Origin of the sequence: Streptomyces apocyni (genome assembly GCF_009739465.1) — a bacterium.
Taxonomy (GTDB): domain Bacteria; phylum Actinomycetota; class Actinomycetes; order Streptomycetales; family Streptomycetaceae; genus Streptomyces; species Streptomyces apocyni.
Map to the genome: position 1 here is coordinate 123959 of NZ_WHOM01000035.1, position 21478 is coordinate 145436.

Below are 21478 nucleotides of genomic sequence, written 5' to 3' on the forward strand. Positions count from 1 at the left end.
CTCAGCTCGACAGCTCACGCTCCAGCGGCGTACGGAAGCGCGGCGTGAAGCGCACCTCACCGGTCCAGGCCGCCAGGCGGGCCGCCTCCGCCTCGATCGCCGCCTTCGCCTCCGCCCCCACGTCCGCCAGCAGCCGCCAGGCGATCTCACCGTCCGGGCGCTGCGCCCAGCCGCCCACGACCCGCCCGTCCCACCACACGGTGGGACCGATGTTCCCGCTGCGATCGAAGAGCGCCGGGCGGTGCGCGTCGGCCACGTACCAGTCGCGAGCCTGCCAGCCCATCGCGGTCGGATCGAGGCCGGGCAGCAGCGCCGCCCACGGCTCGGGCGACCCGGGTGACCCGGGCGACCCGGATAGCTCGGGCGGCTCGATGTCGCCCGGCAGGACGTAGCCGGTACTCCCGTCCGCCAGGTCGACCCGCTCAGCCCCGAGCGCGGCCAGCGCCTTGCGTACGTCGGTGACCTTCCAGCCCGTCCACCACTTCAGGTCCGCCTCGGTGGCCGGACCGCAGGCGCCGAGCCAGTGCCGCAGCAGCTCCGACTGGCTCTCGGCCAGGGGGAGTTCGGGCATCTCCGGGGCCAGCGCCCAGCGGAACTGGCTGGAGGTCCAGGAGCCCAGCGGCCGCCCGCGCACCACCCGGCCCTCGGTGCCCAGCACCCTCAGCAGCCGGGTCGAGACGGACTGCTTCGTCTCGTAGCTCTTGCCCGGCGCGTAGACGAACTGCTCACGCAATCGCGGTTCGTCCTGGGCGAGTTCGGCGGCCGTGGCCTCACCGCGGGCCGCCAGCGCGGCGAGTGCGCCCGCCTCCACCGACCGCAGCCAGTCCTCGTCGAAGTCGCTGCCCGCCAGCAGAGCCTTGATCATGCTGGCCCGTTCACGTACGGCGCCCGCCCGGGCCGTGGACGCCTCGACGACGGGCGCGAGGTCGGCCGGGAAGACGAATATGGTGTGCCGCATCCCGTGCATCCGCACCAGCACCCGGTCCTCGTACAGGGCGCGCTCCACCCCGCCCACCGGTCCGCCGTCGCCCACCAGGCGCGCCCCCACGGCCAGGAACACGGTCGACGGGTCGGTGGCGTGCAGGGCCACGAGTGAGCGGGCGACGTCCTCGGCGACCTCGGCGCGGGCGCCGCCTGCCAGGCGGTGCCGGAGGGCCAGCCTGGCCCGCCGCTCCTCGTCGGTGATGGTCCGCCGCGCGCCGCCCATGTCCGGGGCCCTCCTATGGTCCGCACCGATCGTCCTGGCCCGCCCATGGTCTCGCGAATCCAGCGCACCCCGCGCTCTTGAAGTGTGCTCGCCACTTGTGCCATACAGGTCCAGACCAATGCGACCCCACGCGCGCCGAAGGAAGGCCCACCCGTGCCCGTGCGACGTGCCCCCACATTCGCGTCGACCACCGCCGCCCTCTGTCTCCTGCTGACCGCCACCGCCTGCTCGGGCACGGGCGGCTCCGATGACCGCCAGCCGCCCACCGTGCCGCGCGGGCTCACCGTCGACGCCGCGAGCGCCACGTCTGTCCACGTCATGTGGAACCGGTCCACCGACAACGTCGGTGTCACCGGCTATGCCGTCTACCGAGGGAACACCAAGGTCACGGAAGTGGCAGGGGACCGGCACATGGTGGACGTCGCCCGGCTCACCCCGGAGGCCTCGTACACCTTCAGCGTCCGCGCCCGGGACGCCGCGGGCAATGTCTCACCGGCCAGCGAGAAGGTGTCCGTCACCCTGCTCGCCGCGGCCGCCGACGACCGCGAGCCCCCCACCAAGCCCACCAGGCTGACCGCACGGGGCGCCGGACCGCGCGCCGCGCAGCTCAGTTGGCGCGCCGCGCGGGACAACGAAGCCGTCACCGCCTACGACGTCTACCAGGCCGGTACCCGCATCCACAGCGTGGCCTCGGACGCCACCAGCACCCTGGTGACCGGGCTGCGCCCCGGCACCGACTACACCTTCACCGTCCGGGCACGCGACGCCGCGGACAACTCCTCACCACCGAGCGGCACCGCCCGGCTGACCACCGCACCGGCCTCCGGCGACGAACCGGGCAGCACGGCACCCGATGACCTGCGCGTCCGGGCCCGGGCCGAGGACGGCGCGTACCACCTCGACCTGTCCTGGCGGCCGCCGCGGACGGGCGGTGCGATCGCCGCGTACGAGATCCATCTGGACGGGCGGCCCACCACGACCCTGATGTGGGGCCACGACGCCCCACAGGGCCGGGCCGAGCACAGCTTCTTCGTCACCAAGGAGCGCGGACGGACGTACCGGGTGAAGCTGCGGGCGCGGCTGCCCGACGGCCACTGGGGGGCCTTCTCGGCGGAGCGCACCGTGACCACCGGGTAGCGCGAGTGGTGCGCGCGAGTCGTGCGAATCGTGCGCGCGAGTCGTGCGTCAGCGGCCCTGGTCCAGGTACGCGAGAACGGCGAGCACCCGGCGGTTGTCGTCGTCGGAGACCGGCAGGTCCAGCTTGGCGAAGATGTTGGAGGTGTGCTTGGCGATGGCTCGCTCGGTGACGAAGAGCTGACCGGCGATCGCCGCGTTGGAACGCCCCTGGGCCATCAGCTCCAGCACCTCTCTCTCGCGCGGAGTGAGCCCGCCGAGCGGCGGGTCGGTGGCCCGGCGGGACAGCAGCTGCTGGATGACCTGCGGGTCCATCGCGGTGCCGCCCGCCGCGACCCTGCGTACCGCGTCGATGAACTGCTCGGCGTCGAAGACCCGGTCCTTGAGGAGGTAGCCGACTCCGCCACTGCCGTCGGCCAGCAACTCACGGGCGTACAGCTGCTCGACGTGCTGGGAGAGGACCAGGACCGGCAGCCCCGGCCTGGCCCGGCGTGCGGCGAGCGCGCACTGGAGCCCCTCGTCGGTGTGCGAGGGCGGAAGACGTACGTCGCACACGGCGACATCAGGCTCCAACTCCGCGAAGGCCCTGGTGAGTTCCGGGCCGGTCTCGACGGCGGCGACGACCTCGAAGTCGTAGGCCTCCAGCATCCGCACCAGACCGTCGCGCAGCAGGAAGAGGTCTTCGGCTAGCAGAACGCGCAAGGGATCTCCATGGTCACCATGGTGGGACCGCCCGCGGGGCTGCTGACGGCCAGGACGCCGTCGAATGTACCCAGTCGCCGTTCAACTCCGGTCAGTCCACTGCCCGCTCCGATCCTGGCGCCGCCACCACCGTTGTCGGTGACCGCGATGCGCAGCATGCCGTCCCTGTAGTGCAGATCCACCCATATACGGTCCGCGCCCGCATGCTTGACCGCGTTCGTCAGCACCTCGCTCACCGCGAAGTACGCGGCCGACTCGACCGGCGCCTCCAGCCGCCCCGGCAGCTCCACCTCGACGTCGGTGCGTACCGGCAGCCGCAGCACCAGGGCCCGTACCGCGTCACCGACGCCGCGCTCGGCGAGCACCGGCGGGTGAATGCCACGGACCAGGTCGCGGAGTTCCGTGAGCGCCTCGGCGGACGACTGCCGGGCCTGCGCGAGCAGCTGCCTGGCCTTGGCCGGGTCCTTCTCGATCAGCGCCTCGATGGTGCCGAGGTCCATCCCCATGGCGACCAGCCGGGCCTGGGCGCCGTCGTGCAGGTCGCGTTCGATCCGGCGCAGCTCGGCCGCCGATGAGTCGACGGCGTCGGTACGGGTCTCGGTGAGCCGGTCGATGCGCTGGGCGAGCTCAGCCTTCCGGGTGGGGGCGAGCGAGACGGCGGCGATCTTGAAGTGGGTGCGGACCAGCAGGGGGTTGACGTAGGTCGCGAGGATCAGCCAGGCACAGCCGAGCAGCGCGGCGAAGAACGCGCCGAGCCAGCTGTAGACCGGGATGAACGCGTACCAGTAGCCGCCGATCGGCTTCCAGAGGCCGCCGAGGAGCAGCAGTCCGAGTATCCCCTCGGCGATCAGTCCGGGTGCCAGGACCGCGACGACGCCTCCGGCCGTCATGTCCGTCAGCAGCCATCGCAGGTCCCGCCAGGTCGCCGGGTCCTTGAGCAGATGGACGGTGCGCTCGACCTGGCCGGTGACGCCGGTGCGCGGGTCGGGCGGGAGCGGGCGGTACGGGACCGGGACCCTGACCCCCGACCACTGAGCGGCCAGCAGCCGACGGTGGTTGGCGTGGGCCCGCACCAGCCTGAGCACGAGCGGGGTGGTGAACACACCGACGCCGAGCGTGATGAAGGCGATCGACAGCACCGACAGAACGAACAGCGTGACCGATCCGGCGAAGCCCAGCAGGGCGAGCGCCAGCCCCCGCGCACCGGCGATCAGGGCGTCGCGCACCCGTGTGGCGTTCATCGTGACTGGCTCCTCGTCCGTGCCCTGTGTTGCCGTGTGGCCCCAGTCTGGCGGGGCGGCGGTGCCCCGCGCACGGGGGTAACGCCCCGGACAGGGGGTGTAGCCAGCACCACCCCCCACCCTCCACGCCCCACCCCCGCCCGGGGCGGCGGCCCCTCAGCCCCGCAGGACCGTCGCCTCCACGGCGGGGTCGAGACCGACGACCGGCCGGTCGGGCCGCTGCGGTGGCACGCCGCCGATGGACTGGAGCCAGGCCCAGGTGTCGGCGACGGTCTCCGCGACCGGGCGGCACTTCAGGCCCGCCGCGGCCGCCTTCGACGTGTCGCCGCCGTGCAGCGCGGCGTGCAGCTCACCGCCCGGCGGCACCCAGATCGGCAGTTGCGACCACGGCTCGATCCCGGCGTCGGTGATCACCTCGGGCGCGGTCCAGCGCAGTTCGGCCCGCCCGCCGGTGACCCGCGCACAGGCCTCGACGAGCTCGCCGATGGTGGTGTGCCCGCGCGGGCTGACCAGGTTGTACGGCCCGCTGAGTCCGGCCGCCGCGGCGTCGAGCAGCCACGCGGCGAGGTCACGGACGTCGATGTACTGCAACGGCAGCTCGCGGGGCCCCGGAGCGAGCACGGGCCCGCCGCGCGCGGTCCGGTTCAGCCACCACGGCAGCCGTCCGATGTTCTCGTACGGCCCGATGATCAGCCCCGCCCTGACCAGCAGCGAGCGGTCGGCGCCGAAGGACTCGACGACGGCCAGCTCGCCGCCGCGCTTGTCGGTCGGATAGGCGGTCTGCTCCGCGTCAGGCGCGCCGTCGGCCAGCGGGGCGTCCTCGGTGAACCCGGCCGCCGGGGGCCAGGCGTACACCGAGCAACTGGACACATAGACATAGCGACCCACCCGGTCGGCCAGCAGCCGGGCCGTCTCCTGGATCACCTTCGGCGCCGCCGACCAGGTGTCGACGACCAGGTCCCACTCACCGTCGGCGAGCGCGGCGAGCCCGTCGGGGCTCGTACGGTCGCCGTGCAGCGCCGTGACACCGGCCGGGGGCTCGTGCCGACCGCGGTGGAAGACGGTCACCTCCCAGCCTCGGGCCAGCGCCGCCTCGGTGACCGCGCGCCCCGCGAACTCCGTACCACCCAGCATCAGAAGTCTCATGGCGGCGACTCTGCCGCGCCAAAGCCAGCCCCGGTATCGGATTCCGCTCCGGGGGAACAGCTTCCGCTCCCAGAGGAAGGGGAACCGACCCCACCGCTTACTTTTCGGGCCGGGAGTGGCACGATGAACGGCTATGACGGATGCCCGGTCGCCGATGCGCGCCCTGCGGGCCGCGCTCTTCGCGGCGGTGTGCGTCACCTTGGCCGGTGCGGGACATACGTCCATGTCCGGACACACCCTCCCGCTCGGCGCCCTGCTGGCCGCGTTCGGCGTCACCCTGGGCATCGCCTGGCTCGCGGGCGCGCGGCGGCGCGGGGTCTGGTCGATCGGGGCCGTACTGGTCGGGGTGCAGGGCGCCCTGCACCTGATCTTCTCGCTCGCGCAGCCGCACGGCGCGGCTGCTTCGCACGGTTCCGCGCAAGCACAAGCACAAGTGCACGCGCACACCCCGCGCCACAGCACCGCGATGGCGTCACACGGCGGCGGCCACCCAGCCCCGCCCGTGGCCGATGAGCCCGCCTTCCTGGACGCCGCCAGCCACGGCTCCACCGGCATGCTCGCCGCGCATCTGCTGGCCGCCGCCGTCTGCGCGCTGTGGCTCGCGCGAGGTGAGGCGGCGCTCTTCGGTCTGCTGCGCGCCCTGCGGACGCTGGCCTTCGCTCCGGTGCGGCTGCTGCTGGCGGTCGTACGGGTGCCATCGGCGCCGGGCCGCGTACGGCTGCCACGGCCGGGGCGCGGCGGGGCCCGCCCGCGTACCGCCGACCTGGCCCATGTGGTCTCCCGGCGCGGACCGCCGACGGTGGGCGTACTCCCTCGTTACGCGCCCACCGCGCCCTGACCCCGGTTCTCTGACTCCTTCGCGTTCGGCGACGCCGTGGGTGCGGTTTCCCCTGCCGTCGTACGCACACCGAAGGACGTCATGACCCTTGACGCCCGGCCTGAGCCGGACACTTCAGAACAACCAGACACACCAGACCAACCAGACCAAACCAAGCAGTCAGCGCGGCAGTCGACCTGGGCCGCCCTGCGCCCCCTCCTCCTGCGGCTCCACTTCTACGCGGGCGTGCTGATCGCCCCCTTCCTGTTCATCGCCGCCACGACCGGGCTGCTCTACGCGCTGTCCTTCCAGGCGGAGAAGGCCGTCTACCGCTACGAGCTGAGCGCCCCCGTCGGTGACACCACCCTCCCACTGAGCGAGCAGGTCGCCGCCGCCCGGGAGACCCAGCCCGACGACGCCACCGTCACCGCCGTGTGGCCGTCGTCGGAGGACGGGGCGACGACCCGGGTCCTGTTCGACTCGCCGAAGGTCGCCGACGACGCGTCCCTCGCCGTCTTCGTCGACCCGTACACCGCCGAGGTACGCGGGGAACTCGCCAGCTACGGCAGCTCGGGCGCCCTGCCGCTACGCGCCTGGCTGTCCCAGCTGCACGCGGACCTCCACCTGGGCGAGCTCGGACGGAACTACAGCGAACTCGCCGCGAGCTGGCTGTGGGTCGTGGCGCTCGGCGGCGTGGCGCTCTGGTTCGGACGCCGACGCGCCAGGCGCCGCGACCTGGTCATCCCCACCACCGGGCAACGCAAGGGGCGCACCAAGACGCTGTCCTGGCACGGCACGGTCGGGCTGTGGGCCGCGCTCGGACTGGTGCTGCTCTCGGCCACCGGGCTGACCTGGTCGCGGTACGCGGGCGAAAGCATCGGCGCACTGAGGTCACAGCTCGGCGGGCAGACGCCCTCGGTGGACGCGACCCTCGCGGGTGGCGCGGCCCCAGCCTCGGGCGGCGGGCACGAGGGCCACGGCGGCGACCACGGCGCCACCGGCCACCAGGGCCCCGACATCGGCCTCGACCGGGTCCTGGAGATCGCCCGCGCCGAGGGTATCGACGGCCAGCTGACCATCTCGCTGCCGTCGGAGGACAGCGGCTACGTCGTCCGGCAGACCGACAAGCAGGTCCCGCTCCACCTGGACTCGGTGGCGATCGACCCGGCCGACGGTACGGTCGTGGACACCCTCCGGTTCGCCGACTACCCGATGCTCGCCCAGCTGACCAGTATCGGGATCGCCGCCCACATGGGTGTCCTGTTCGGTCTGGCCAACCAGCTCGCGCTGGCCGCCCTGATGGTGGGCACGCTGCTGCTGATCGTCTGGGGCTACCGGATGTGGTGGCTGCGCCGCCCGACCAGGGACCGCGCGCTGAGCGTCGGGCGGCCGATGCCGCGCGGCGCGTGGCGGAAGGTCCCGCTGCCCGGACTGCTGCCGCTGGCGGCCGTGGCCGCGCTGGTCGGCTGGTTCGTGCCGATGCTGGGGATCAGCCTGCTGGCGTTCCTGGTCATCGACGCGGCCGCAGGCCTCGTCACGCGGGCTCGCGCCGGGGCCTGACCCACGCGTGAGGGCGCCCCCGCCAGTGGCGGGGGCGCCCTCGACACGCGTTCACCCTCAGATCAGACCCACACCCTCAGATCAGACCTGCCCGGCCTTCTCCAGGCTGGTGCAGCAGGTGTCGACGATCAGCCGGGTCACCACGTACGGGTCGATGTTGGCGTTGGGACGGCGGTCCTCGATGTAGCCCTTGCCGTCCTGCTCGACCTGCCACGGGATACGGACCGAGGCGCCGCGGTTGGAGACGCCGTAGCTGTACTCGTTCCACGGGGCCGTCTCGTGCAGGCCGGTGAGCCGGTCGTCGATGCCCGCGCCGTAGTTCTTGACGTGGTCCATCGGCTTGGAGCCCTCGCCGAGCGACTCACAGGCGGTGATGATCGCGTCGTAGCCCTCGCGCATCGCCTTGGTGGAGAAGTTGGTGTGCGCGCCCGCGCCGTTCCAGTCGCCCTTCACCGGCTTCGGGTCGAGCGTCGCGGAGATCTCGAAGTCCTCGGCGGTGCGGTACAGCAGCCAGCGGGCGATCCACAGCTGGTCGGAGACCTCCAGCGGGGACAGCGGGCCGACCTGGAACTCCCACTGGCCTGGCATGACCTCGGCGTTGATGCCGGAGATACCGAGACCGGCCGCGAGGCAGTTCTCCAGGTGCGCCTCGACGACGTCACGGCCGAAGATCTCGTCCGAGCCGACACCGCAGTAGTAGCCGCCCTGCGCGGCCGGGAAACCGCCCTCGGGGAAGCCGAGCGGGCGCGCCCCCTTGAAGAACGTGTACTCCTGCTCGATGCCGAAGATCGGCTCCTGCGCGGCGAACTTCTCCGCCACCTCGGTCAGCTGCGCGCGGGTGTTGGTGGCGTGCGGGGTCATGTCCGTGTTCAGGACCTCGCACAGCACCAGCAGGTCGTCGCCACCGCGGATCGGGTCCGGGCAGGAGAAGACCGGCTTGAGTACGCAGTCCGACGCGTGGCCCTCGGCCTGGTTGGTGCTGGACCCGTCAAAGCCCCAGATGGGAAGCTCGGCGAGGCTCGCGCCGGAACCGTCCATGATCTTCGTCTTGGAGCGGAGCTTGGCGGTCGGCTCGGTGCCGTCGATCCAGATGTACTCGGCCTTGAACGTCACGGGGCGCCATCCTTTGCGGGCTGTGCTGCGGGTGCTGTCCCAGCGGCGGCGGGTGACCAGCACGCTGTAGCCGCAGCTTGGCAACCAGCGATTTCCCGTCCATTGCCCGACTGTGAACCCCATGTAACGCGTCCCGCACACCCGCACCAGCGGGTGTGGAGGCGGCCCGCCCCGGTCGTATACAGGCCGCCCCCGCCCTTCGCGTAGCGCGCTTCAGGTCAGCCGGTCAGCCGGTCAGCCGGGCGCCGGTCAGCCCACCCGCTCGATCCGGGCGTTGCGGATCAGGAACTTGCCCGCCTCGCGGACCTCCTCGAACGCCGCGTCATTGAGCAGGACGCAGCTCCCGGAGGCCGACGTCACCTCCACCGTGATCGACTTGTCGTTGTCCAGGTTGGTCACCTTCAATTCGGTACCGGCCGGGAACTGGTTGCTGGACGCGGCCGGGGCGCCGCCCTCGCCCGAGAGCGTCACGGTGGACCCGGCGCAGACCACGTCGCCGACGGCGCCGGGCTGGCCCGCTCCGGACGCCTCGTCGGGCGCTTCGTCGGGCGCTTCGGCCTCGGGCGCGGCGGCCTCGTCGTCGGAGGCGTCCGCCGAGCAGCCCGAGGCCTCCTGCTTGCGCTTGATCTCCTCGATGACGGCTTCCCGGTTGGCGATCCGCGCCTCGGACTGGGCGTCCGGGTTCGCCCGCTGCGCGGCGATGAAGCCCTCGTTGTTGGCCCGTGCGGTAGCCAGCCCGTCACACACCACGGACGAGGCCTGGCTGGTGCTCGTGCTAGCCGCCTGGCTGGTGGCCGCCAGAGTCGCGGCGGAGCCGCCGCCCAGCACCACCGCGCCCAGCAGCAGCGCGATCTTCTTCCTCGGGGTGAGAGTCCTCTTGCGTGACACGCGTACCTCCTCTCCAGCCATGGAGAACCACGGCCGGAAGCGTTTGGTGTGCCGCTACGTACGCCAGGCGCGTCGGTGCCGTTCAGCCATCACTCCTATGACGGGCGCCACACCGCGCCACCGGCTTCGCCCAATCCGCCCGCATTGCGGGGGAGTTGCGTTCGGAGGTTGCCATGAAATGAGCCCCGCTTTGAACACCCGCCCCATCATCCCCGTATGGAACGGAGCGCTTCTCCCCTGCCGGACACCCCACACGTCCCCCGGCACCGAAGCTAGGAGTCCCATGGGAAACGCAACACGTAAACGACGCTCAACGCCTGCCCGGCGGGCGATCGCGGCCGCTGCCGCGCTGATTCTCGGTGCGGGCGGTCTGGTCGCGGCCAATGTCTACGCCTCGGCGGGTGAGGGCTGGTCCGGCCGAGGTGGCGATGAGCGAAACGACACTAAGCAGCAGACCGTACAGCGGCTGTCCACCATCGACTGTCCTGACGTCGGCAACGAGCTCCGGGAGGTACCGGACAGCGCGCGGGCCGAGGTGGACCGTGAACTCGCCAACCTTGACACGCAGATCACCGACGCGTACCAGAGGTTCGCCGAGACCAAACGCCAGCTGGAGCAGGACCCGAACGCGGCGCAGAACATCATCCTCGGGCCGCTGGCATCGAAGCGTACGGCGGCCATCGACCGGATCGCCATCTCCATCGGCAGGTCAGCCGAACGCCCCGAGGGCCTGAAAGCCCTGGCACGGTGCACCCTGCGCGCCGATGACAACCAGAACAACGGCGATAACAACGACAACGGGAACAACGGGAACAACGGAAACGGAAACGGGAACAACGAAGGCGACAACGACCAGGGCCAGGGCCAGGGTGGCAACGGCGGCCAGGCGGGCAACGGCCCCGCGGCCGACGACTTCGTCGAGATCCAGTCCGTCCAGCCCAACGTGAGCGAGCCCCGCCAGCGCCGCGGCGCGTCCAGGGGCACCTTCTCGACCGACTGCGGGGTGAACGCGAACGGCAAGTTCAACTCGGACAACATCATCGTCGCCCCCGGCGTGAGCAACGGCGCCCACCATATGCACGACTACGTCGGCAACCAGGCCAACGACGCCTTCGCCAGCGACCGCGACCTGGCCAGGGGCGCCACCACCTGCCGGAACCAGGGTGACCGTTCCACGTACTACTGGCCGGTCCTGCGCATCCAGAACGGCGCCGACGAACGCGACGCCAACGAGGACGGCGGCGGCAACGACCAGAACGTGGGCCAGATCCAGCGCCCCGCCGAGGTCGAGCTGAAGTTCGTCGGCAACCCGAAGAGCCGGGTCACCGCGATGCCGCGCTTCCTGCGCATCATCACCGGCGACGCCAAGGCGTTCACCAACGGCGACGCCAACGCGAACGCGTCCTGGAGCTGTACCGGCTTCGAGGACCGCCAGCTCAAGGACAAGTACCCGCTGTGTCCCGAAGGCAGCGACGTCGTCCGTACCTTCAACTTCCAGAGCTGCTGGGACGGCAAGAACACGGACAGCGCCAACCACCGCACCCATGTGGCGTTCGCCCAGGAGGACGGCTCCTGCCCGCGCGGCTTCCGGGCCATCCCCCAGCTCCAGCAGCGGATCGTCTACGACATCCCGGCGGAGCGGAACTTCGCGGTCGACTCGTTCCCCGAGCAGCTGCACAAGCCCATCACCGACCACGGAGACTTCATCAACGTCTTCAACAAGCGTCTGATGAACAGGATGGTGAGCTGCATCAACGACGGCCGAAACTGCCGCTGACCTGACCTGACCTGACCTGGCCTGGCCTGGCCTGACAGGTCCGGGCCTGACCGGTCCGGGCCGGTCAGGCCCCACCACCCCCCACACCCGAACCTGCGCGGTCAGCTCGACTGGTGACCGGAGTGATCTCCGTCCTCGCTCCCCCCACCACCACTACTCCCCGAGTGGTGAGAGGACTCCTCCACGGTCCCGCCGAGCTGGCCGCGCAGCGCTGTGACCACCTTCTTCTCGCCGACCGCGACCCACTTCCGGCCGACCAGGTACGTACCGCCGTAGTCGTTGGCCTCGTTGAGCCACTCGCGCTGGCCGCGGTCGGTGGCGAAGGTAGCCAGCACGAACCGGCCGTCGTCGGTCTCGCAGTTGGCCTGGCGGAGCTCGGCCGCGTCGCGGCTCGCGCGAGGTTCGCAGTCGACCTTGGCGGCGATCTCCTCCAGGCTGCCTTCAGCCGTGTCGGGAACGCTGTCGCCGTCCGTCGTACATCCGGTGATGAGCAGGGCCGCCAGCATGGCTGTGCCCGCTGCCAGGAGAACTCCTGTGTGCTGTCCGCGCATACGTCTCATCGTGCCCTTTCAGCCCGCCTGGCGAGGGGAAACCGCCAGGTTGCGCGAGTCTCGTTGTCCGGCCCGGTGCCCGTCGTTAACGTGCGCTGCGCACACTCCTGTCGTCGCCCGCGCACTCTGGAGGAGCACTGATGCCGGATCTGCCGCGCCGTACGCTGCTGGGGGCCGCCGGAGCGCTCGGCGCCGGAGCCGCGCTCACGGGGCACTCCCCCGCCACGGCGGTACCAGCCCAGGACCGGAACCCGGACTCGGACCTGGGCCCGGACTCGGACCTGGGCCCGGACCCGGACTCCGGCCCGGACCCGGACTCGGATTCGGGCGGCTGGGACACCGCGCCCGCGCGGCGGGCGCTGGCCCGGCTGCTCCCCCACCACGCCCACCAGTTCACGCTCAGCCGCCTCGCGCGCGGCGGCCCGGACCGGTTCCGGGTCACCGGAGCACCCGGGTCCACCGAGTCCACCGGGTCCACCGCGTCCACCGGCCGGATCAGGGTCGCCGCCACCGGTCCCGCCGCCGCCCTGACCGGCGTCCACTGGTACCTGAAGTACGTGTGCGGGGCGCATATCTCCTGGTCGGGCTCCCAGCTACGGCTTCCGGGACGGCTGCCCGCGCCCGGCGCCCCGCTGGAGCGGTCGGCGACCGTCCCGCACCGGTTCGCCTTCAACGACACCCACGACGGCTACACCGCGCCGTACGCCGACTGGCCGCGCTGGGAGCGGCTCATCGACGTACTCGCCCTGCACGGCTGCAACGAGGTGCTGGTCACGGTCGGGCAGGAGGCCGTCTACCACCGGCTGCTGCGGGACTTCGGGTACTCCGACGCCGAGTCCAGAGCGTGGCTGCCCGCCCCCTCGCACCAGCCGTGGTGGCTGCTGCAGAACATGAGCGAGTACGGCGGCCCGCTCAGCCCGGAACTGATCGCCAAGCGGGCGGAACTGGGCCGCCGGATCACCGACCGGATGCGTGAGCTGGGGATGCGTCCCGTGCTGCCCGGCTACTTCGGGACCGTCCCGGACGGCTTCGCGGCGCGCAATCCCGGGGCCCGTACCATCCCGCAGGGCACCTGGGCGGGCCTGAAGCGGCCCGACTGGCTTGACCCGCGCACGGCGGCCTTCCGGCAGGTAGCCGCCGCGTTCTACCGTCACCAGGCCGAACTGTTCGGTCCCGTACAGCACTTCAAGATGGATCTGCTGCACGAGGGGGGTAGACCCGGCGACGTCCCGGTGCCCGAGGCCGCCCGCGCCGTGGAGGCGGCGCTGCGGACCGCGCGCCCGGGCGCCGTGTGGGCGATCCTGGGCTGGCAGGCGAACCCGCGCCGTGAGCTGCTCGACGCGCTCGACAAGGAGCATCTGCTCGTCGTCGACGGCCTGTCCGACCTGCCAACAGTCACCGACCGGGAGCGGGACTGGGGCGGCGCGCCGTACGCCTTCGGCACCATCCCCAACTTCGGCGGGCGTACGACGATCGGCGCCAGGACACACCAGTGGACCGAGCGGTTCACCGAGTGGCGGGACCGGCCGGGCTCCGCCCTGGTCGGCACCGCCTACATGCCGGAGGCGGCCGAGCGCGACCCGGCCGCCCTGGAGCTGTTCAGCGAACTGGCCTGGCGGCGGGAGCCCGTCGATCGTACAGAGTGGTTCGAGGCGTACGCCGATCTGCGGTACGGGGAGCGGGACGACGCGGCCCGCGCCGCCTTCGGGGCGCTGCGGGACACCGCGTACCAGATCACCAGCACCGACGGCCGCCCGCATGACTCGATCTTCGCCGCCCGGCCCAGTCTGTCAGCCAACTCCGGTACCTACTACGCGACGCACTCCCCGGCCTTCGACTCTGGCGACTTCGACCGGGCCTTCGCCTCGCTGCTCGGCGTCCGGGCGTCGCTGCGTCACTCGGACGCGTACCGCTACGACGTGACGGATCTGGGCCGCCAGGCCATCGCCAACCGGTCCTGGCAGCTGTTGCCCCAGCTCAAGGCGGCGTACGAGCGCGCGGACCTGGACACCTTCAAGGCGCTGGCCCGGCTCTGGCTGAAGCTGATGCGGCTGAGCGAGGACATGACCGGCGCGCACCAGGCGTTCCTGCTCGGGCCGTGGCTGGCGGACGCGCGGCAGTCGGCGTCGTCGGCCGCCGAGGAGGCCGCGTTGGAGCGGACGGCGCGGGTGCTGGTCACGACCTGGGCGGACCGGGTGACCGCGGACGGCGGGCGGCTGGCGAACTACGCCAACCGCGACTGGCAGGGCCTGATCGGCGACTTCCATCTGCCGCAGTGGCAGGCGTACTTGGATGAGCTGGAGGACGCCCTCGCGCGAGGCCGGGAGCCCGCGGCGTTCGACTGGTACGCGGTCGAGGAGCCGTGGACCCGGGAGCGCGCGGTCTATCCGGTGCGGCCGGTCGGTGACGCGTACCGCACCGCCCGTCGGGTGCGTGACGTGCTGGCCGCCGCCCCCTACCAGGGCACGGTCACCGTCACCGCCGAACCGTCCGCGTTCCCGCCCGGTGGGCAGGCGCGCGTGCGGGCCGTCTTCCGCAACGTCAACGGGCTGCGGGCGACCGGCCGCGTCGACTTCACCCTCACCGCCTCCGGGCTCGACCCGGAGCCGGAGGGCGACACCTCGCTGCCGTCCGTGCCGCCCGCGGGGACGGGCGAGGCGGTCTGGCGGGCGGCGGCACCGGACGAGCCGCTCACCGACCCGCTGCGACCGGTGCCGTACGCGCTGCGCACGCGGTACGGGCCCCGGGGCGAGCAGCCGGTCACGGCCGAGTCGCGCGGCAGCCTGTACGTGGCGGGTCCGCTGGACGCGGGGTGGCGGACGTATACGAACAGTGGGGCGGTCTTTGGGCAGTTGGGAGACCGGTACGCCATCAACGGCTCGGGGGCCGACCTGTGGAAGGGGACGACGGAGTTCGGGACGGCGTATCGCGAGGGGGCGCTACGGGACGGCGTGGCCGTCACCGTGCGGGTGGACTCCCAGGAGGTGACGGGGCCCTGGGCGCGCGCGGGGATCATCGTCCGCGACTCCCTGTCCACGCCCGGCTCTCCGGGCTTCCTGAACCTCGCGGTCACCCCGGCCAACGGCGTGGTGCTCTCCTACGACACCAACGGCGACGGCACAGTGGACACGTTTCGGCGGATCACCGGGATCACGGCGCCGGTGCTGCTGCGGCTCACCCGTACGGGTGATGGCTCGTACCGCGCGGAGTGCTCGGCCGACGGCGAGGGCGCGTGGCGGACGGTCGCGACGGTGGTGGTGCCGGGTGCGGCGAAGGTCCAGGATGCCGGGCTGTTCATGTCGGCGACGCACGGCGGGCGCGGGGGGCGGGGCACGGTGGAGTTCAGCGGGTGGCGGATCGGGTGAGCGCCTGGGGCCCTGGGTAAGGGGGCCCGTGTCGGTCCGTGCCGGGTGACCAACTCGCGATTCGCTCGTTCTGCTGAACGTGAGTTCTCCGGATGTCGCCACGCGCCCCGCCCCCCAACCCGGTGCCCCCGTCGATGTGGAGCAGGCCGAGGCCGCACTCGTCGAGCACTATCCGCGACTGGTGCGGCTGGGCTACCTGGTCCTGCCCCCGTCGCTCGGCCGCAACCGCCGCGTGCTGACCGCGCACGCCCTCACCCAGCGCGCGCTGCCCAGGGGCCGCGCCGCGGGCGCGGGCGAGGAGGCGGCCGTCCCCGGGCAGGGCGGCGGCCCCCAGGGGCCCGGTGGCGACCCCGGCTACGCGTATGTGCGGCTGCGGGTGCTGCGCGGCGCGCTGCGGGCCGGGCTGCCGCTGTGGCGGTTCGCCTGGCCTCGGCGCGCGCAACTGCCGCCGCTGCTCCCCCAGGTGTGGGGTCTCAGGCTCTTCCCGCGCTCGGGCGGCGCCGATGAACTGGCCCTGGACCAGGCGCTGTCCACGCTGAGCGCCCCTGCGCGCGCCGCGTTCGTGCTGCGCGGCCTGGAGCGGCTGCCGGACGCGGAGGTACGGCGGCTGCTGGACGCGGCCGGGGTCGACGACCCGGACGCGGCGCTCGAGGAGGCGGACGACATCGAGTCGCCCCCGGCCCTGCTGCGTTCCCCGGAGTTCGACCCGTGCTCCCTCCAGGCCCGGCCCACCGATCTGATGCGCCGCCGCCAGCATGGCAGGGCCGCGCTGGCCGGGATCGCCGCGGTCGTGGTCTGCGGGGCGCTGCTCGGGCTGCCCGGTGACGGCTGGGGTCCGGACGGCGCCGCGGCACCCCCGTACGCGAAGAACCCGGCGGGCGAGGCGGCCCTCGACCCGGGCCGGTTGACGACCGTACCGGCCACGGCGTGGAAGACCGCGGCCCGTACGGACTTCTCCGTGTGGCCCGCGCGTGGTTCGCTCACCGACGACGAGGAGTTGCTGCGCCGGGCGCTGGCCGTCTGGGCGCGGCCCGGCGAGTCGGTCCAGGTCTCGGCGACGCCCGGCACCCCGTCCGGGGCTCCCCCGGGCCCCGCGCAACTGCTGTACGCGGGCGAAGTCGGGCAGGCGCGGGTGGTGCTGCTGTACGACGGGCTGCGCGTCGTCCGGTACGCGGAGCCGCGTGAGGGCGAGGGCGGGGTCGCGCTGGACTTCGCCCGGGTCGACGGCGCGGACGCGGCGACGTCGGGCGCCATCGTGGTGAGCCGCCTGAACGGCAACGTCCGCTATCTGACGGCGCCTTGGGTGACCGGTACGGCCGTGCGCGACCTCCTCAAGCCGGACGCGGGCCCCAAGGCGCTGAGCGTCGACGCCGACGGCGTGACCGACCCGCTGGCCAGTCCCGTACGGGAGGGCGAGTGCCGTACGGTCAACACGCTGGAGCTGCGCGACGCCACCGCGACCCGGCTGCACGCCGACCTCGGCGAGCTCACCCCGGCCCAGCTCACCTGGGGCCGACCCGAATCCCCGCGCGAGGTCTCCACCGCCAAGGCGCGCGCCAGCTGGTCCGGCACCGCCTGCCTGCTGTCCGCCGTGGGCGCGGGTGGCGTCCGTACGGTGAACTCCTGGCCGTACTCGTACCAGCAGCTGCCCGAGGCGAACGGCACGGCGACCTGGATGTGTACCAGAGCCGACACCTGGCGCGGCACGGGCAGCAGGACACTCGCCCAGTTCCACCCGCCGGGCAGCGAGTCGGGCGCGATCGCGGCGAAGGCCGAGGACTCACCGGCGTGCGGGGCGCGGTCGGCGCGGGTGCTCGCCGGGGTGCTGTGGAAGTCGTCGGGCGGTAGCTGGTACGTGCTGGCGGCGGGCAGCAAGGACGTCGTCTCGGTGACGGCTACGGGCGGGGTCAAGGGCACCGCCCAGGGCAACGTCCTCGCGACCCCCGCCAAGCAGGGCGCCCAGGCGGAACTGGAGGGCCGCCTCGCGGACGGCACCGAGGTGTCGGGCCTGCGCTAGCCCTTTCCGGCGCTAGCCCTTGCCAGCGGAGCCCCTTCCGGCGTGCCTGGTTCGGCGGACGACGGGATGGACCCCGAAGTCGTAGGTCGTGTCCGCAAAGTCCCGCCTGCCCGGCGGCGTCCGGGCGACGACGGGACTTTGCGGACACGACCTAGCCCAGACACCGGGGAGCAAGTAACCCACCCGTAGTTCCTGGGAATCCGCACGCGCCGTTGCCCAGCGCTTGGTGCCCTCGTTGAGCTGATCGGGTGAACGCCCGTGGGGCCGACGGCAGGCGGCTGAAATGCGGCAGGAGTGGGGTGCAGGCGGGGGTTCAAGGGCCGCTCCAGGCCGGTCAGATCCTCATCCGGCCGAGGGCGAGCAGATAGGGGGCATCCAGGACGAGTGTGCCGTCCGAGGTCTGGTTGTGGGTCTCGAACAGCGCGGCCAGGTCGGCGCGGGCCTGTTCCCAGCGTCCCGTGGCCGCCAGGGCAGCGCGGTGTGCGCGCAGGGGGCCGGGCTTGTTCTCGAAGACGGCGACGGCGTGGGCGACGGACGGGTAGGTGATGCGGACGTGGGCGACGCGGGTACGCAGGGCCACCGGGAGCGGCGTGAACCATGCGTGTACGTGTTCGGGGTCTCCCCAGCGTGTCGGGGATGGCCCGGGCGGCGGGTGGTCGAGGTGCCGGGTGACCGTCGGGGCGATGCGGCCCAGTACCCCGTCCGGGGTCCAGGAGGCGATGGCGAGCAGTCCTCCGGGGCGGCAGACCCGGGCCAGTTCGGCGGCGGCCCGGTCCGGGCTGGGCGCGAACATCACGCCGAAGGTCGACAGGACGGCGTCGAAGGAATCCGCCGGGAACGGGAGGGCCAGCGCGTCCCCCGCGACGAACCACACCGCCGCGTGTCCGGCGTGCCGCGCCCGGTGCGTGGGGTGTGCACGCCGCGCGGCGATCCGCAGGAGGTCCGGCTCCCGGTCCAGGCCGACCACCCTGGCGCCCGCCGCGGCGGCGGCCAGTGCGGCGGGTCCGGTGCCGGTGCCCACGTCGAGCACGCGCGGCGCGGGGGTGTCCGCGGTGCGGCCCGGCACATGCCCCAGCTCGGCCAGGGACAGTGCGGCCACCTCGTTTGCGGCATGGGCCCAGGCGTCACCCGCGGCAGCGTAGTCACCACCTCGCCAGGCGCCGCCGGTCGCGCTGCTCACTCCTCACCCCCGTCGCCGAGCCAGTGGAGCGTGACACCGTGCTCGGCCAGCGCCTCCGGGAGCCCGGCCAGCACCGGGAGCTGCTCGATGTGGTGCACCCCGGGTGGTGGGGTGCCGGTGAGCAGCTCCCGGGTGACGTACGCCGCCGCCAGTCCGGTGACGCGGCTCTGGGCGTGGCCGGTGAGTGCGTACGCCGCGTGCTGGTCGCCGCGCCAGGCGTCGGCCCGCACCGCGAAGCCGTCGCCGCCGATGTGCACCCGGCGCAAGGCCTCGATCAGCATCCGTCGTGCGCCCGGCCGGCGGACGGCCCGGAGCAGTCCGGCGCGCCGCAGGGCGAAGAGCGCTCCGGTCAGCGGCCGGGAGTCCAGGCACAGCCGGGTGGTCGCCTCGGGGACGCCGAGCGTATGGCGCAGGGTGTGCTGGTCGGAGAACGGGAACGGGTGGGCGGTCCTGCTGCCGTATCCGGGCAGGGCGGTCCGCCGTGGGCGAGCGGTGACGGGCTCGGCGAGCCCCTCGACGGTCCAGCGCACCGCGTCGCCGCCGTGCCGTTCGCCGGAGCCGAGGAGCACGGTGAGGTCCAGGCGCTCCGCGCCGCCGACGGCGTCGTGCGCACGGCGTGCGAGCAGGTTCGTCAGGCCCGGTGCGACGCCGACGCTGAGCACCGCCGTGGCTCGCGAGGCGGCCGCCACATCGTGCAGCTCCGCCACGCCGTCGAGCAGCCGCCGGGTGGCGCCGATGTCGACCAGATGGATACCGCGCTCCAGGCACGCACGTGCGATGCCCGTGTCCGGTGGCTCGACGCACAACACCACCGCGGCCACGTCCCCCAGCCGGTCCAGCACCTGCCGGAAGCCGTCCGGGTCGGCCACGTCGACGCGTACGCCCCCGTCCTGGCGGGCCCGGGCCGCGCTGCGCCCGGCGGGCAGGACGCGGTTGGGCAGCCATCGGGCGAGCGTGGACGTCACGGTCGTGCCCACGGCTCCGTAGCCGCCGACAACCAGTACTCGCCCGTCCCGGCCGCCAGGTTTCGCTGTAGTCATACTCCAATGAAATAGCACTGTAGTGTCACTACAGTCAAAGTTTCGTGAGAACCCCTGGAGAAGTCCGTGGCCCTGACCCGCGCGGAGAAAGCCCGTCACACCCGGCAGCGCATGATCGATGCCGCGGCCCGGCTCTTCGTCGAGCGCGGCTGGGCCGCAACGACCGTCGAGGACATCGCCCGCGCCGCCGAAGTCGGTGTGCAGACCGTGTACTTCACGTTCGGCAACAAGCGCGCGCTGCTCAAGGAACTGCTGGACACGGTGATCTCCGGTGACTCGGACCCGGTCGCGACACTCGACCGCCCCTGGGCCCGCGAGGTCATCGACGAGCCGGACCCCGCCGCCCAGCTCGCCCGCCAGGCCACAGGCGCCCGGGTCATCCTGCGGCGTGCCGCGCCGGTCCTGGAGGTCGTACAGGGTGCGGCCGCCGCGGACCCGGAACTCGCCGCGCTCTGGCGGACCAACCAGGAGCAGCGCCACACCGTGCAACTGCGCTTCGCACAGGCGCTGGTGGCCAAGGCCGGCGGCAGGCTGCGGGACGGGCACGACGCGGCGTCGGCCGCGGACATCGCGCTGACCGTCCTCGGCCCTGAGACCTACGGCCTGCTGGTCAACACCCGCGGCTGGACCCCGGCCCGCTGGGAACGCTGGGCGGCAGACACCCTCGTACGCCAACTGCTCCCGTGACCCTCCAGGTAGCTACGGGGCGGCCAGTTACCCCCTGGTGTCCGAGCGGGGATTCCGGGGCTGGATGACCGCGACCGGGTGAGAAACCCCGCGCGCAAGGGTGTTGCCACGGGAGTACCCGTCAGTACATTGACGCTATGTCTAATAAGCAGGCTCAGGCTCCACTCAAGGCGCGGAAGGTGTCGTTCGCGTGGGAGGAGACGCCGCTCCACTGGATACCTGGCGACCCGTTCACCACGCACACCATCAACGTGCTCCATCTCCTGCTGCCCGCGGGCGAACGCTGGTTCGTGCACGTCTACAAACAGGTGCTGCCGTACATCAAGGACGAGCGGCTGCGCGCGGACGTGATCGGGTTCATCGGGCAGGAGGCGATGCACTCACAGGCCCACGACGAGGTACTGCCGCACCTCAGGGAACAAGGCCTGGACCCCACGCCGTACACCGCGCAGGTCGACTGGCTCTTCGAGAAGCTACTCGGGGACCGGACGCTGCCGCCCGGCAAGGCCCGCGAGTGGTGGCTGATGGAGCGGGTCGCGACAATCGCGGCGATCGAGCACTACACGGCGTTCCTGGGTAACTGGGTGCTCAACGCCGACGCGCTGGACCGGCGTGGCGCCGACCCGACGATGCTGGATCTGCTGCGCTGGCACGGTGCCGAGGAGGTCGAGCACCGCTCGGTCGCCTTCGACCTGTTCCTGCACGTCGACGGTGGCTATCGGCGGCGGGTCAGGACCTGGGCCGCGGCGTTCGGGGCGCTGGTCTTCCTGTGGCAGCGCGGGGTGCGGTTCTTCATGGCGAACGACCCGACGCTGGTGGGCGGCAGCGGCAAGGCAAGCGTGCGGGAGTTCCTCGCCAAGGGCCGGGAGGGCGTGTTGCCGACGACGGGGGCGATGGCGCGGTCCATCCCCCGCTATCTGAGCCGCGCTTACCACCCCTCCCAGGAGGGCTCGACCCGGCAGGCGCTGGCGTACCTCGCCGCGTCGCCCGCCGCGCTCGCCGCCGAGGCCCGCGAGCAGGCGCCTGAGGTACGCGCGAAGGGGGCTGCCTGAG

Annotated in this window: 17 protein-coding genes; 8 read left to right on the top strand and 9 right to left on the bottom strand. The window is 72.5% G+C overall.

What is annotated here, in order from left to right; translation table 11 throughout:
• Window position 1: 1 nt before the first annotated feature.
• Window positions 2-1207 (bottom strand): winged helix DNA-binding domain-containing protein, encoded by a 1206-nt coding sequence (locus GCN81_RS03595; protein ID WP_156721962.1) that lies wholly within the window; start codon window positions 1205-1207, stop codon window positions 2-4.
• A gap of 153 nt (window positions 1208-1360) precedes the next feature.
• On the opposite strand from GCN81_RS03595, the gene GCN81_RS03600 reads away from it, so the two are divergent.
• Entirely contained in the window at window positions 1361-2344 is a 984-nt protein-coding gene (locus GCN81_RS03600; RefSeq protein ID WP_231626335.1) for a fibronectin type III domain-containing protein, read from the top strand.
• Between the two features lie 48 nt (window positions 2345-2392).
• Here GCN81_RS03600 and GCN81_RS03605 read toward each other — a convergent pair whose 3' ends face one another.
• The 3 genes from GCN81_RS03605 to GCN81_RS03615 form a co-directional block, all read right to left on the bottom strand.
• Entirely contained in the window at window positions 2393-3043 is a 651-nt protein-coding gene (locus GCN81_RS03605) for a LuxR C-terminal-related transcriptional regulator (RefSeq protein ID WP_156721963.1), read from the bottom strand.
• Complete coding sequence (locus GCN81_RS03610; RefSeq protein ID WP_156721964.1) at window positions 3028-4284, bottom strand: sensor histidine kinase; 1257 nt, start codon at window positions 4282-4284, stop codon at window positions 3028-3030. Before GCN81_RS03610 ends, GCN81_RS03605 begins: the two co-directional genes overlap by 16 nt.
• Before the next feature lie 156 nt (window positions 4285-4440).
• Window positions 4441-5430 carry an NAD-dependent epimerase/dehydratase family protein gene (locus GCN81_RS03615; RefSeq protein ID WP_156721965.1) on the bottom strand — a complete coding sequence of 330 codons (990 nt, stop codon included), beginning with the start codon at window positions 5428-5430 and terminating at the stop codon, window positions 4441-4443.
• 133 nt (window positions 5431-5563) lie between these two features.
• Here GCN81_RS03615 and GCN81_RS03620 point away from each other — a divergent pair, with 133 nt between their 5' ends.
• Both GCN81_RS03620 and GCN81_RS03625 read left to right on the top strand, forming a co-directional pair.
• Entirely contained in the window at window positions 5564-6268 is a 705-nt protein-coding gene (locus tag GCN81_RS03620; protein ID WP_156721966.1) for a hypothetical protein, read from the top strand.
• Between the two features lie 81 nt (window positions 6269-6349).
• Window positions 6350-7807, top strand: coding sequence for a PepSY-associated TM helix domain-containing protein (locus GCN81_RS03625; RefSeq protein WP_156721967.1), 1458 nt, complete (start codon window positions 6350-6352; stop codon window positions 7805-7807).
• Window positions 7808-7888: 81 nt separating this feature from the next.
• Here GCN81_RS03625 and glnII read toward each other — a convergent pair whose 3' ends face one another.
• Both glnII and GCN81_RS03635 read right to left on the bottom strand, forming a co-directional pair.
• Entirely contained in the window at window positions 7889-8920 is a 1032-nt protein-coding gene (glnII, locus tag GCN81_RS03630; RefSeq protein ID WP_156721968.1) for a glutamine synthetase, read from the bottom strand.
• 249 nt (window positions 8921-9169) lie between these two features.
• Window positions 9170-9808, bottom strand: coding sequence for an RlpA-like double-psi beta-barrel domain-containing protein (locus GCN81_RS03635; protein WP_156721969.1), 639 nt, complete (start codon window positions 9806-9808; stop codon window positions 9170-9172).
• 283 nt (window positions 9809-10091) lie between these two features.
• On the opposite strand from GCN81_RS03635, the gene GCN81_RS03640 reads away from it, so the two are divergent.
• A complete protein-coding gene (locus GCN81_RS03640; protein WP_156721970.1) occupies window positions 10092-11585 on the top strand; it encodes a DUF1996 domain-containing protein in 1494 nt (497 codons plus the stop codon).
• Window positions 11586-11686: 101 nt separating this feature from the next.
• Here GCN81_RS03640 and GCN81_RS03645 read toward each other — a convergent pair whose 3' ends face one another.
• On the bottom strand, window positions 11687-12136 hold the full coding sequence (locus GCN81_RS03645) for a hypothetical protein (protein WP_197287459.1): 450 nt from the start codon (window positions 12134-12136) through the stop codon (window positions 11687-11689).
• A 140-nt stretch (window positions 12137-12276) separates the two neighbouring features.
• Between GCN81_RS03645 and GCN81_RS03650 the strand changes: the two genes are divergently transcribed.
• Together GCN81_RS03650 and GCN81_RS03655 are read left to right on the top strand one after the other, a co-directional pair.
• Complete coding sequence (locus GCN81_RS03650) at window positions 12277-15501, top strand: alpha-N-acetylglucosaminidase (protein ID WP_156721972.1); 3225 nt, start codon at window positions 12277-12279, stop codon at window positions 15499-15501.
• 79 nt (window positions 15502-15580) lie between these two features.
• Window positions 15581-17518 (top strand): hypothetical protein, encoded by a 1938-nt coding sequence (locus GCN81_RS03655; RefSeq protein WP_156721973.1) that lies wholly within the window; start codon window positions 15581-15583, stop codon window positions 17516-17518.
• A gap of 334 nt (window positions 17519-17852) precedes the next feature.
• On the opposite strand, the gene GCN81_RS03660 is transcribed toward GCN81_RS03655, so the two are convergent.
• Together GCN81_RS03660 and GCN81_RS03665 are read right to left on the bottom strand one after the other, a co-directional pair.
• Window positions 17853-18698 carry a class I SAM-dependent methyltransferase gene (locus tag GCN81_RS03660; RefSeq protein ID WP_156721974.1) on the bottom strand — a complete coding sequence of 282 codons (846 nt, stop codon included), beginning with the start codon at window positions 18696-18698 and terminating at the stop codon, window positions 17853-17855.
• The gene (locus tag GCN81_RS03665) at window positions 18695-19738 is read right to left on the bottom strand and encodes a saccharopine dehydrogenase family protein (protein WP_156721975.1); all 1044 of its coding nucleotides are present in this window, start codon (window positions 19736-19738) and stop codon (window positions 18695-18697) included. The genes GCN81_RS03660 and GCN81_RS03665 overlap by 4 nt, the downstream gene beginning before the upstream one ends.
• A gap of 66 nt (window positions 19739-19804) precedes the next feature.
• Between GCN81_RS03665 and GCN81_RS03670 the strand changes: the two genes are divergently transcribed.
• Together GCN81_RS03670 and GCN81_RS03675 are read left to right on the top strand one after the other, a co-directional pair.
• On the top strand, window positions 19805-20425 hold the full coding sequence (locus GCN81_RS03670) for a TetR/AcrR family transcriptional regulator (RefSeq protein WP_231626336.1): 621 nt from the start codon (window positions 19805-19807) through the stop codon (window positions 20423-20425).
• Between the two features lie 137 nt (window positions 20426-20562).
• Complete coding sequence (locus tag GCN81_RS03675; protein ID WP_156721976.1) at window positions 20563-21477, top strand: metal-dependent hydrolase; 915 nt, start codon at window positions 20563-20565, stop codon at window positions 21475-21477.
• Window position 21478 lies beyond the last annotated feature (1 nt).